General features: G+C 42.4%; 9 protein-coding genes. All 9 read left to right on the top strand.

All coding sequences use genetic code 11. From position 1 onward, the window contains the following. Positions 1–156: 156 nt before the first annotated feature. The 9 genes from HRU80_08930 to HRU80_08970 are packed head-to-tail and all read left to right on the top strand — an operon-like array spanning position 157 to position 12987. Positions 157–1848: a gliding motility-associated C-terminal domain-containing protein gene (locus tag HRU80_08930; protein QOJ28995.1), complete on the top strand. Its 1692-nt coding sequence runs from the start codon at positions 157–159 to the stop codon at positions 1846–1848. Between the two features lie 13 nt (positions 1849–1861). Continuing rightward, positions 1862–2773: a type IX secretion system membrane protein PorP/SprF gene (locus tag HRU80_08935; GenBank protein ID QOJ28996.1), complete on the top strand. Its 912-nt coding sequence runs from the start codon at positions 1862–1864 to the stop codon at positions 2771–2773. A 20-nt stretch (positions 2774–2793) separates the two neighbouring features. Further along, positions 2794–5787, top strand: coding sequence for a hypothetical protein (locus HRU80_08940; protein ID QOJ28997.1), 2994 nt, complete (start codon positions 2794–2796; stop codon positions 5785–5787). A gap of 6 nt (positions 5788–5793) precedes the next feature. Then, positions 5794–8940, top strand: a complete 3147-nt coding sequence (locus tag HRU80_08945) for a tetratricopeptide repeat protein (GenBank protein QOJ28998.1) — start codon at positions 5794–5796, stop codon at positions 8938–8940. Continuing rightward, the gene (locus HRU80_08950) at positions 8921–10351 is read left to right on the top strand and encodes a DUF4159 domain-containing protein (GenBank protein ID QOJ28999.1); all 1431 of its coding nucleotides are present in this window, start codon (positions 8921–8923) and stop codon (positions 10349–10351) included. Before HRU80_08945 ends, HRU80_08950 begins: the two co-directional genes overlap by 20 nt. Positions 10352–10385: 34 nt before the next feature. Further along, entirely contained in the window at positions 10386–11162 is a 777-nt protein-coding gene (locus HRU80_08955) for a MotA/TolQ/ExbB proton channel family protein (GenBank protein QOJ29000.1), read from the top strand. 9 nt (positions 11163–11171) lie between these two features. Next, positions 11172–11648 (top strand): biopolymer transporter ExbD, encoded by a 477-nt coding sequence (locus HRU80_08960; protein ID QOJ29001.1) that lies wholly within the window; start codon positions 11172–11174, stop codon positions 11646–11648. 5 nt (positions 11649–11653) lie between these two features. After that, on the top strand, positions 11654–12145 hold the full coding sequence (locus HRU80_08965) for a biopolymer transporter ExbD (protein ID QOJ29002.1): 492 nt from the start codon (positions 11654–11656) through the stop codon (positions 12143–12145). Continuing rightward, positions 12145–12987 carry a substrate-binding domain-containing protein gene (locus HRU80_08970; GenBank protein ID QOJ29003.1) on the top strand — a complete coding sequence of 281 codons (843 nt, stop codon included), beginning with the start codon at positions 12145–12147 and terminating at the stop codon, positions 12985–12987. Before HRU80_08965 ends, HRU80_08970 begins: the two co-directional genes overlap by 1 nt. Positions 12988–12994: the final 7 nt, after the last annotated feature.

Below are 12994 nucleotides of genomic sequence, written 5' to 3' on the forward strand. Positions count from 1 at the left end.
AAGTTGAAACAACTTTCATCTGTTTTACGTGGTTGTTTTTGCTTGTTTTAATTGGCGGGGGGGGATATTTTGTAAAGATGAAATTTAAAATTATCGAATCATGATATTTACTTCTGTTCACCGAAAAATTTACCACCCATTTTCGACTGATTGCCAATGAAAAAAAATAGTTACATCATGTTTCTGTTCTTCGTGTTTCTCCTGATACCCGGCAGCGGTCTATTCTCCCAGTCTTCCATAATTGACACCACTTTTAACGGTATCGGAATAGTTGATACGCTCAACTCCACCGCAGTTGATTACAAGAGCAGACCGGGAATTCTTCAGTTGGAAACCGGTGAAAATGAAAATCTTGCCCGCGGAAAATTTGCCTATATCTTTTATCAGGGGACTCTTCCTGCTGATACAGGTTCCCGGAATGCGTTGAGACTCCTTGATAATAACTTCAGTTCACCTTCATATATCCAGTTTCCGCCGCTAAATCTTGGAGGAGAAAATGGCTCCTATGTGATGGTTGATCTTCAGGCTGTCCGTACAGTAAAAAAGGTTTCGCTTTTTACTCTCGGTAACAATCTGAACCTCCGCATACGGGCATTCAGCGTATTCGCTGGTGAAGATTCCATAACAATGGAGAAAGTGTATACGGAAACTGACAACCAGATTGCCAGCCCGGTAGCCAATTTCAATCCGATTATCGCCAGATATATAAAACTGGTCGTTGATGTTATTCCTCAGAATAACGCGACGGTAATTACTGAACTTCAGGTATTTGGTGAAGGATTCCTTCCTCAGGGAATATATACCTCAGCCGTCCGGACCCTTCCTAAAAACGTAAATTTTGGCAGTGTTGAATATACAGGAAACAGACCTGCCGGAACAGGTATCTATTTTAGTTTCCGCAGCGGTTCAACACCGGTTGTGGACACAAACTGGAGTAACTGGTCGGATGAAGTGACCGAGAGCGGATCGCTTTTTTCTGTTTTTGAACCAAGAGGATTTCTGCAATACCGTGTCAGACTGACCACTGGTGTGCTTGTCAGCCCGGAAATAGACGAAGTAAGAATTAATTATGATACACTAAACGTTGTATCAACAACCGATGCATCAATCTCACCCCAGTTTTCGCAGGTCTTGCGTGAAGAAACTTTCTCTCTCTTGCTGAATGCACAGTTTCTGCCGGGGGATCGTGGGATAGATACAATAACCATATCTACTCCGTCACCTGCCCAACTTTCGGGTATAACCATTAACGGACAACCCGCCGCTTATTCAAGCCGTGTAAGTGCTTCTTTCATAACTATCGCATTTAATACGACAATCACAACCAATGCTGAGATTGTCATACGACTTCTGACCACACCATTTCAGGCGGTAAATCCCTACCGCATGACCGTATCAAGTAAATTGGTTTCGGATAATCCGCAGCGGGTTGATTCAAAATCGTCTGAGCAGGTGGAAGCCTGGAGTATTGTTACGGTGGGTGTTCCTGAGAAACTTATAATAAGAACAACCGCGAGCCCCAACCCGTTTACACCGAACAATGACGGCAGAAATGATGAAACATACTTCCAGTTTTTCCTTGGCAATATCGGTGAGCCGGGTGAATATATTGGCGGACAGACAAGAAAACTTACAATCAAGATATACGATTTAACCGGGCGTCTGGTCAGAGATCTTTATGATTCCTATGATAAAGCCGCCGCATTTATCTCTGATAATTCCATCGCCTGGGATGGAAGAGATAACGGAGGAAGAACCGTAAAACCGGGAGTATATTTGTATCAGATTTATGTGGAAAGTGACAATGGCGGTGAGTCTGTCACGAAAACCGTCGTTGTAGCATATTAAGTGTGAGGTGAATGTGAAATATCTGCTTACCATTTTCTTAGTCATCTCTTCTGTTATCAGAGCCGGAGGTTTTGAAGATCTCGGTATATCTGCCAGAGTGAAATCACTCGGAGGAGCGGGGATAGCCCTTCACGGCGCGCCCTATCTGCAGTTCTATAATGCTGCATCCGTTGCCTATGCTGAAAATTATTCAGTTTCGGCAAGTTATTCTAATTTATATCCGGATGTTGAAGGGGATAATCTTAATTACGTTTCATTCAGCGGCCTCATTCCGCTCCCCTATATTGGCAAATTCGGCGCTGGCATTAACATGCTCAACACAGATCTCTGGAAAGAGTATTTAATTCAGGCAGGATACGGTATAGAATTGCTTCCCCGTCTGACCGTTGGAGGGGCTGTAAAGTTTCTTGGATGGTCAGCAACTGCTGCACCTGGGGAAGATGCCCTCTCTTATGTCGGCCTGACATTTGATGCAGGAGCCATCTATACATTTGACGAAGTGACAGGGCAGGATGCTTTTTCGTTGGGTCTTTCCATACGAAATATCACAAATCCGAGCATCGCTTCCAATGGAAGCAGTGATGCGTCATTGCCGATTTCCATGGCTCTGGGTACAGTTTACCAGTCCAAAAAGTATGAATATCTGATACTTGCCGATGTTGTTATGGAGAATGATATCATCGGTTTAAGATGCGGTGCAGAGTTTTTAAGTGCCCGGTATTCGGTATTTGGCTATAATAACGACTTTTTCATCCGCGGGGGATATAACAATCTTTTAAGCGCGGATTTTGCGCGCGAAAGCGGACTTTCAGGGGGATTTGGTCTCAATGTTGAGACGGTTAAAATTGACTACGCATATATCTATCCATTAGAATTAAAGTTTGTGGGAGGCAGTCATAAACTGACTGTCACCTATAATTTTTAAGCTGGTTTCCGGAGGCGAATTTGAAATTCAGATACCTTGTTCTCTGTTTCATTCTGATTGTCAGTACTGATATCTATTCCCAGTTCATTTCCAACAAAGGAAAGAGGGAAGAGAATTATATTAACTATTCAGGACGGAATTACGAAAACTACAGTGCCACATTCATCCGCAAGAAGTTCTTCGATTCATTCGGCAACTTCCTTGTAGAGGGAACGACGATATATGAACTTAATGAAGTGCAGAAACAGCTCGCTGCTTCAGATATATCAGGCGGAAACAGTGACATTATTAAGTCACGATTCTATCAAAACTATTTCAACAACCTGGTTATAGGTGTTGACCAGTATGGCGGATTTCAAACCCGGCTGATGGTTGGTGATGCAATCCGTACCAAGTTCACCTCACTCACATTTGACAAGGCAAGATTTAACGGTATCCGCTGGGATGCAGGTACCTCAAAATACCGGGGAACTGTCATTGCTTCAAGAATTTCTGATCCTATTCGTTTCCGTTTTGACTCTAATATATATATAGAAGGTGTGCGCAGAATCCGTGACTGGACCCAGTATCTGTTTGGAGGCCACTTTGAGACGGATATCGGTGATGTTCTTACTATCGGAATGACATATGTCAATCAGCATCAGCGCAGAAGTTCAATAGACAGCAAAGAAGCTTCGTTACAAGGTGTTGTAACAGCTGCCATACCCAGGATGATCTTTCTACGGGTTCGCGATGATTCCCCCGGTGATAACTCAGGACCGATCGTTTATGGTCATCCGAGGATAATCATCAACGGTCAGCCGCAGGCGTTAGTTAATATTCATAAGCAGAAACCTACTGCCGGTGCAACTCAGCTTGGACAGCCTATTCAGTATTATGTTTTCCGTGACATCGAAAGAAACCGCGGATTCCAGATTGACCAGCGTTTCTTTGGCGGCGCTGACACGACCAGTTTCACCTTCTTTACGCATTACTCCAGCGGAAGTAAATATTCTACTCCTGTTCCTAATTATCCGTATCAGATTCAGAGCAGAGTGGATGAAAGCATTACCTATGCATTCCTGATGCCTCCGGGTGTGGAAGCAGTTCAGGTACAGATTCCGGTTGCAAACGATTATCTTGTGGAAACTGCTCAGGATTACGTTAATACTCTTGATACCTATACAGGTGATGCCCGTTTTCAGCCTCATCATCAGGACTCAATATTCGCGACTCCGACCCCGTTCTTCGTCAGAGAGCGTGCCGAAGGTAATGTTAAAGATGCTTCAAACAGAAGAATCCTGACTGTTAACTATGGTCTGGCATCCGGTATGTCAGTTTATGGTGTTAACTTTAATTTCAAATGGGAAGGATTTGAAGTTGAAGGCGAGTACAATCAGAGTACTGAATTCCTGAAATATCCTATACTCTCCGGAGGAAGATTTGAAAACACCGGCAATGCATGGTTCCTGAGAGGAAAGAAGAAGGTGGGGAGGATGACTATGGGTATTGAACGGTACAGAATTGATCCGACATATATCACGAGTCTTCATACCTATGTACTTGAAAACAGCTATTTCCAGTATAACTCCACCAGTGCTGTACCAAGTTCACCAATCCCAAGTTTATATACGGCGCCTGACTTCCTGGGCTACGACGAAAGTTTTACCTATCAGCGCCGCGTTCTTTTCCCCGGAGGTGCTTTCTATCCGTTAGTTGATGATAACGATGACGATGACCGCTGGGAAGACGGATTTTACTTCTATAATGCTAACGCGACCGATATCAACCGCCGTAACAGTGACGTTCTTAATGCCGGTGCTAATGACTTCTTTAAGTTAGGTTACCGCCAGAGCGTTAATGAATTAAGAAGTCTGGATGCTATTATCCGTCAGCCAGATGCAGGTATTTTCCCTGGTAAGGATAAGGATAATGACGGTATTCCTGATGATGACCGCAATGCAGACGGTGTACCTGATTTCGCTCAGGACTTCCTTACATACTATGCAGATCCGCCATCACTTGATTACGGCGATGACTGGAACAACAACGGTGTAATTGATGAGCAGGAAAACGATATATTGCCTGATTATCCTTATGAACCGGATATTGACGGTTATCATATTTTCACCTCGCTTGAACTCTCTAAAGGTATTAGTGTAGGTGCCGGTAAAATTAATGAAACCGCAATTGCTCGCGGAGGCCAGAACGATGTTAACTATCTGAAGGCATTTTTCACAACCGGTACCCCGCGCTTTGGAAGCCTGACTATGTACTATGTACTGAAACAGGTTCAGGATAACATTGCTAATAACGGTTATCAGTTTAAGGGTGTTATCACAACTTCAGATCCTATTCCGTCTTTTGTACAGGATAATCTGAACTACAGAAACTCCCTTGTGAATTCGCTATATCTTGGTACCAAATACACAGCGATTCCAAATCTGAATATTGAGAATAATATCAGATACGAGTTTAATAATCAGTTTAAAATCGGATCGAGAGAAATTGCATTCCTTCCCGAAGCAAATCTCATCGGAGATCAGATGCCGGGCAGTGTAACTTTCTTCGGAATGGTTAATAAAATTGATTATACTCTTTATTTCCTTGATGGTACTGTAAAGGTTAGTCCTCAGTTCAAAGTCCGTACGGAAAAGACAATACGCCTTTCAGAGAATGTGAACGGAACAAGAGTCCTTAAAATTGATGGTCATTCACAGGAAATCATTCCGATTTTACGCGCTGATTACCGCCTGACCAATAATACTGATTTGCGCTTCGGTTTACAGGGCTTTTCACTGTTTGGTCTTTCAGACCTGTTTAAGTATAAGATCCGTAACTTCAGAGACAACTTTGAAAGCCAGAACAAAAGTACTGCCGCTTTCTCTATAAGCAATAAAACCCAGTTCCAGGGTTATAACGTTGTTCTCGATTTCGGATATAAATATACCAGCATAGATTTTCTCCGTCCTGAAGACCGCACGAAGGGTGCTCAGGAATCATTGCTCTTCTTTACAATATTCGCGGGGTTGTAAGAGCGGATGATCTGGCAGGCGATTCTTGTATTAGCCGCAGCAGTTGCAGCGTATTTTATTCCCACTCCTCAGGAACTGAGGGATAATTTTAATGGTGCACAAAATCTTTTTGCTGCATCAAACTACCGCCCTGCGATTGATCTATATAACAAGATTATTTATACAGAATCACCTTTACTTAAAAAGGACAGTATCAGAGTAACTATCCTGAATGGTGAGCTGACAATAAGTGTTCTTGGAGCAGCATATTATCAGAAGGCAAATGCTTATAAAAATCTTAAGCAATTTGATTCTGCCATCGCAGTTTTCAGAACGGTCGAAAAGTTGAACTTCGGAAGTGAATTGCGGGGGCTGGCTCAATTCCAGGTTTATGATATCTATTATGCTCAGCAGGCATTTAATGATGTTGTCAGGGAAGCGCGTGTTTTGGTCGAAAAATATCCGGACCATAGAAAAGCCGAAAGCGCGCTATACGATATCGGATGGGCGTACAAAGAGATAGGCAATATCCCTAAAAGTTCTGAAGCATTTTATGAACTGGTAACTTTTTATCCTTCTACAACATATCTGGCAAAGGCATTATATCAGCTTGGTCAGAACTATTTTGAAGAGGGGAACTATGACCGGGCTATAAACTATTGGTCGGTTCTTGGTGACAAGTTTAAGCCGACTGCATTTAAGGAAACTGAGTGGGAAAAAATTCAGCTTAAGGCAGTTAAAGATCGTCAGCTTTTTGACGCTATGTCAAGCCGTGAAACTGAATCCTCTGATCTGGAACTTGTTGCCAAATCCCAGGTAAAGATTGGTGACGCATACCGGCAGAAGAATAACTATGATTCAGCAATGGTAAACTGGAGAAGAACCATTTCCCAATATGCGTTGCTGCCGGCGCTTGTAGAAGCAACCTATATAAAAATGGGTGATTATACAAAAAGTGAAAAGGGGATTAATGAGGCAATTCTTATTTACAAAGACGCTATTGATGAAAACTTTGCCAATAAGGAACTCCAGGCAAAACTGCAGTTTAAGATAGCTGAAACCTATCAGAAAGATTCCCTATTTGTAAAGGCGGCTGACGAGTATCGCTTCTATGCATCAGCCTATTCTGAAGTTGCTGAAGTAATAAGTTTTCCGGTTGAAGATGCATTATATACTGAAGTTCTCTGTTATTTCGGGGTTCCTGATTACAGTTTGACGATTGCCAGAGCTGATTCGTTTGTTAATAATTTCCCGGGCAATGAATACAATTACGATCTGATTTTTCTGACAGGTATCTCATACTTTAATCTGAGGGAACTGCCTGATGCAGATAAAAGATTTGATCAGGTTATCGAAATGGGGGATGAAAAAACCCAGTATGTTTCCGCGAGTCTTTACAAGGTAAGAATCCGGCTTGAGGAAAAGCAGGCTCAGGAAGCTCTGACAATCCTAACTGAACTCAGCAATAAGTTTCCCGGCGGAGACCGTGAGGATGAAATCAGCTTTTACATGATTCAGGCAAACTTTGAACTGAAGAATTATGCTGCTATTCCTGCGTATTTCGCAAAAATTCCACCATCTTCCATGTTTTTTGTTCCCGCAATTATAAGGGTGGCAAAATCCTATGTACTGGATAAAAAGCTTGACGAAGCCGAGAAATTTGCGCTTGATCTGATAGCGATGGCAGACACTATCAAGAATGCTTCCTATTATAATCCGGAAGTACGTTTTTCTCTGGCAGATGTCTATATCGCTAAAACAAAATATGAAGATGCTATTACCCAGCTCAACTTTGTTATAGACGATCAGAAGTCAAATAATCTTCTCCGCTTGCAAAGCAGATATCTCAGAGGTACGTTATACGGTCAGCTTGGAAAGCACAAAGAGTCTATTGCAGATCTTGAAAATGTTCTTGCAGATTCAGTCTTTGCCCTAAGAATGCCTCAGCTTGTGCCAAATGCCAGGGGACGTTTAGCTACTGCATATACCAAAACAGGGCAGGTCCAGAAGGGTGTTGACCTGATGCTTAGCTTTGTTGCAAGTTCGACAGATACCCTTGAAAAAGTGCGTTACATGGTGGCTCTGGTTGAAGTATTTTACGAAATGAAGGATATGAAGAATGTCGTGAAATACGGTATACAGACGCTTGCGTATAATTTTGATGATGAGTATCTCTATTCAAGAGCGTCCTTCCTGCTTGGCATGGCTTATAACAGTAATGGTAATATAGACGAAGCGCTTAAAGTTCTTGCCCGGTCAGCTCAGAAATATCCGGCAGTGAATGAGGAAATACTGTTCAATTTTGCCGTCAATCTGTATGATATCGGATATTACGATAATGCTGCAAAGGCATTTTACTCCTTTATTGAAAGATATCCTGAATCGAAAAGTGTCCGCAATTCCATGTTCTTTATCGGATATGCATATTTTAATATAGGCAAATGGAATGAGGCGATTAAAGAATTCAGGGCATTCCTGGCGCGGTATCCGGCAGATGAGTTTTCACCAGAGGCACAGTATAATATTGCGGAATCCTTTTATAATCAGGGAATGTTTGCCGAATCAATAGCTGAATATGATAAGACTCAGACCAATTACTCTAAGAGTGACTTCGGACCTGCATCATTATATAATATGGCATGGTCCTATTATCAGCTTAAAGAAATTGATAAAATGATTGTGCCTTTACAGAAACTGATCACTACATACCCGGGTGATAAACTGGTTCCTGAGGCACAGTTCACTATTGGTGATTATTTCTATAACAAGAAGGAATATACCCGGGCTCTGCTCGAATACCGTAACTTTGTTGACCGTTTCCCGGATCATTATAAAGCTGTTGAGGCAAGAAGCTTCATAAAAGAATTGTCTCAGATAGATGCTTTCAGAGAATATCAAAAGGCAATAGCCATTTTTGATAAGAAAGACTACAAAACAGCAATTGCCGAACTGGAAAAAATTGTAGCACGGTATCCTGACAGTGAAGTTGCGATGGCCTGTGAAGCCAATATCGCTTCTGCTTATGAGCAGTTAAAAGATTTTACCAAAGCACTTGAGTTGTTTAAGAAAATTGTTGAAAAATATAAAGACGATCCGAACGCTGCGGGGATTGTCTATTTTGCACAGCAGCATATTGAGTGGATAGAGGAAGGCGATGCGACTGCAGGACTTTAATCCTTTTTATCTGCTCAGTAAAAGAGAAGACCGGCTTATAGCCAAACTTCCTCTTTTGTCATCGAAGTGGAAAGTTCGTTATAAGCGTGCCTATTTCTGGGGTATGATGCTTTCTGTTTCTGCCCATCTTTTCTTAATCCTATGGGTATCTTTTTTCTCCGAGAAAAAGAGCGAAGTCAGAACAGTAAAGATTAATACCTATTACGAAAAAGTGCCTCCGCCTATCAAGTACGAACCAACGCCTCCGAAGCTTGCTAAAGACTTTGATCTTGTTAAAGAGCAGTCAACAGCTACCGATTATGATCCGAAGGATTATACGATGACAGAAGCTGCCAGCGCAGATGATTTCCGTTCTGATGATGTAAGACCGAATATGAATCAGACCAGTTCAGTTGGCGGACAGGGAAGTGTTTTCCACGGTGCGCTTACCTCAAGTGAGAGCGGAGGAGCGGAAGGCTGGTCAATACCCGGCGGCACAAGAAGTTACGGAACTTCAACCGGCAGAGGCGGAACCGGCGGTCTTTTTGGAAAAGATGACGGCAGTATCGGTTTTGGACCTGATATCGCTTATGATGTTACCAACACCCGTACTTCCGGCAGACAGACAGACAGAGTAAGCGATGATCTTCTTGACTATTCGAACTTCCGCGATCGCTATGAAGGATATGTAAAAGTTGGCAAGAATAAAAAAGATATTATCGGCCATCTTAATCTTTATATCCTGCAGTACCGCGGATCACGTCTTGATGAAAACGGTGAACCCGGATATAACGTTGTGCCTCAGGCGCTTCCGAATCTGGTTTCCTACGCTGAGAAGCATACCCGCCTTGATTTTACTCTGAAAGGAACTATCCGGCTTGATGATAAACTCCTGATGGAAGTTCCGATCATCTATATGACTGGTTCTGAATCAACCCCGGTATATACCCAGGTTGAAGTTAAGAATCTTGAGAAATATCTCCGGAACGGAGGATTCTTATTCATTGATGATGCTTATGCGGCACGTTGGGGGGCATTTAATAAAAAAGCCCGTCAGATGGTTGAAGAGGCTCTTGGCTATGATGCTGAGTGGGAAAAAATTCCTAATGATCACTGGCTCTACCGCTGCTGGGAAGATTTTAACGGACCTCCGAGCGGTGAGGATAACGTAAGACCTAATCCAAATCATCCGGTTAAAGAAAAGTATAACTATCTTGAAGGTATCTTTCTTAACGGAAGACTTGCTGTTCTGCTGAGCAGCAAGGGATACGGAAAGGCGTGGGGAGTATGGCCGGTTAATCCGAGCAGTCTGGGCGGACCAATTGATAATACGAGACAGCTTCAGTTTGGTTTAAATGTGGTTGTATTTGCCTGCACACAAAAAGGAGGCATTATTGACCGTCAGAATCAGCGTGAGGCTGCAAAAAATTGATACAAGAATTAAAATTTAACGGAGTTACAGCTACATGAAGCAATCGGTATTTATTAGTTTGCTCACACTTTTCTCTTTTATCGCTGCACTGGCCATATTCTTTTTTGTATTTGGTGATCCGGCGAACTTTAAGGATGAAGCAAAAGAGGTTCCGATTAATACTCTCGGGCAGATATATACCGGGGGAGTGATGGTTTCCTTTCTTGTTACCTTGTCAATAATGGTTATTGCTATCATTATCGAACGAATAATTTCGCACAAGCGTGCAAAAGGAAAAGGGTCGCCTGAAGCAATGATTCATAAAGTTATTGAATCATTGAAGAAGGATGAGGTAGATGAAGCCATTACCATTTGTGAAGCACAGAAGGGAGCAGTGTCCAATATACTTTCAAGCGCGTTAAAACGGTATAAGGAAATTGATGACCAGCCGAAATTCTCAGACGGAGAAAAGAAGGTAGCTGAAGTTCAGCGTGCCGTTGAGGAAGCATCAATGCTTGAAACCCCGCTTCTCGAAAAAAATCTGATTGCACTTTCTACTATTGCATCAATCGCAACCATGATAGGTCTGCTCGGAACTACGCTTGGAATGATTCGTGCATTTAAGGCTCTTGCTCAGGCAGGTGCTCCCGATGCAATCGCGCTTGCAACCGGTATTTCTGAAGCTCTGATTAATACCGCGGGAGGTCTTTTTGTAGCGATTCTAGGTATTATCTCTTATAACGTGTTCATTAATAACGTTGATAATTTCAGTTATCAGGTTGATGAAGCATCATACAACATCATGCAGATTATTAAAGGTAAGCAATCCTGATTCTGAACTATGGCTAAGATTAAAAAGAAAAGAGTGAATATTGTCATTGATATGACGCCCATGGTGGATGTTGCATTCCTCCTCCTCACTTTTTTCATGCTTACCACGCAGTTTAAGCCGCAGGAAGAGGTTGAAGTGATTCTGCCTAGTTCCCGTTCTGAGAATAAAGTCCCCACTTCAAACGTAATGAACATTACGGTTGAGAAAAAAGGAAGAATATTTCTCGGGTTTGACTCACAGAGAATTATGGCGCAGCTCTTCGGAGAAAGTTACAGAACAGCAACTTCGGTTGAAATCAAAATTCAATCGCTGAATGATCTGGTCACTCAGGCAAGAATCAGTAACTCCAAACTTGAGGCGGTTATCAAAAGCGATGCTGACGCCGAATATGGAGTGGTATCAGATGTTATGGAGGTATTGCAAAAAAATGCTATTGCAAAATTTTCACTGGTCACTGATCTTGAAATCCCTTCAAAGAAAGAGTAGAGGATATGAGCGGCGTTGATTTAGGCGGCGGCAGAGACCACGGCAAAAAGGGTAAAAAGAAAAAGAAAAGAAGAATCGGCATTCACATGGATATGACACCCATGGTGGATATCGCCTTTCTTCTTCTCACATTCTTTATGCTTACTACTGTTTTCAGAAAACCGCAGACACTTGAAATTAAACTTCCTCCGGGAAGCAGTTCCGGTTCGGTTTCGCAAACCAATCTGCTTATTCTCAGAGTTGATGAAGAAGGAAGGCTTTTCCAGAGTAAAGGTATTGCTGAACCTGTATTGATGGATTTTGCCGAACTCCCGACGTATTTGCAGGACAGATACAAGGAAGATCCCAATTACATTATTTTGCTGAAACTTGACCGTAAGGCAAAGTATCACTATATGGTAGATATCATTGATGAATTTAACCTTGCGAAACTGAGCAGGTATTCAGTCGCGACTCTTGCTGATGAAGAGGTTCAGCAGTTAAAAGAAATTAACTGATGAAGTTCATTTTCTCAGCGGTTGTGCTGAGCTTGTTTTTTGCCGGCTGTTCTGAAAAACTTGAAACACCGACCAAAGGTAAGGCGGTTGTCTATTGTGATGAATCCGTTTACCCTTTGGTTTCAGTACTTGCAGATTCATTTAATACTCTTTATCCTGATGCTGAAATTTCAGTAAAAAGAGTAACAGCCAGAGAGGCAATTGCCCGGCTGGTGAACGGTGAGTCTGAAATTGCAATTGCTGCTCGAGGATTAAACGAAGAAGAGGAGTCAGCCGCTCTTGCAAATAAGATTGATTATAAGACGGTTAAGTTCGTTTACGACGGAATTGCAGTGGTTGCAGGTTTTGATTTTCCGAATGTGATTTCATTTGATTCACTTCTGGCAATCATTAAGGGAGAGAATTCCGGTTATACAGCCGTGCTTCCGGGAATAAATTCATCAGTGTATGAATTTCTTAAATACGATGTATTTGAAGGTCAGGAAATTGCTTCTGCCGTTCTTACGGACTCGGATTCTGCGGTGATTGCAGCCGTATTAAGAGAGAGAAAAAGCATAGGACTGGTTTCCTGGCTGAACGCGGTCGGGGAGACCAGATTAAAGAAAATAGAAATTGGAGCCAGGGAGCAGATTCGTGCTGAGAATCTTTATTTCCAGCCGCATCCCGGGTTCTTTGTTCAGAATTTATATCCGCTCACAAGGCTGGTATCAGTATATCTGGCGGAGATAAACATAGGAACGGCAAGCGGATTTACAACGTTTCTGACCAGTAACATTGGCCAGGCAAAAGCGCTTGAATATCGGTTCGGACCTGCTGCGGTTCCTGTTAAGATTAGAGAATAAATGAAAT

This window comes from Ignavibacteriales bacterium (genome assembly GCA_015709675.1).
Lineage (GTDB): Bacteria > Bacteroidota > Ignavibacteria > Ignavibacteriales > Ignavibacteriaceae > H2-BAC3.

Excerpts from the sequence above, each read along its gene's own strand:
- HRU80_08930 (QOJ28995.1), top strand. The coding sequence starts at position 157 with ATGAAAAAAAATAGTTACATCATGTTTCTGTTCTTCGTGTTTCTCCTG.
- HRU80_08945 (QOJ28998.1), top strand. The coding sequence starts at position 5,794 with ATGATCTGGCAGGCGATTCTTGTATTAGCCGCAGCAGTTGCAGCGTAT.
- HRU80_08950 (QOJ28999.1), top strand. The coding sequence starts at position 8,921 with ATGCGACTGCAGGACTTTAATCCTTTTTATCTGCTCAGTAAAAGAGAA.
- HRU80_08955 (QOJ29000.1), top strand. The coding sequence starts at position 10,386 with ATGAAGCAATCGGTATTTATTAGTTTGCTCACACTTTTCTCTTTTATC.
- HRU80_08960 (QOJ29001.1), top strand. The coding sequence starts at position 11,172 with ATGGCTAAGATTAAAAAGAAAAGAGTGAATATTGTCATTGATATGACG.
- HRU80_08965 (QOJ29002.1), top strand. The coding sequence starts at position 11,654 with ATGAGCGGCGTTGATTTAGGCGGCGGCAGAGACCACGGCAAAAAGGGT.
- HRU80_08970 (QOJ29003.1), top strand. The coding sequence starts at position 12,145 with ATGAAGTTCATTTTCTCAGCGGTTGTGCTGAGCTTGTTTTTTGCCGGC.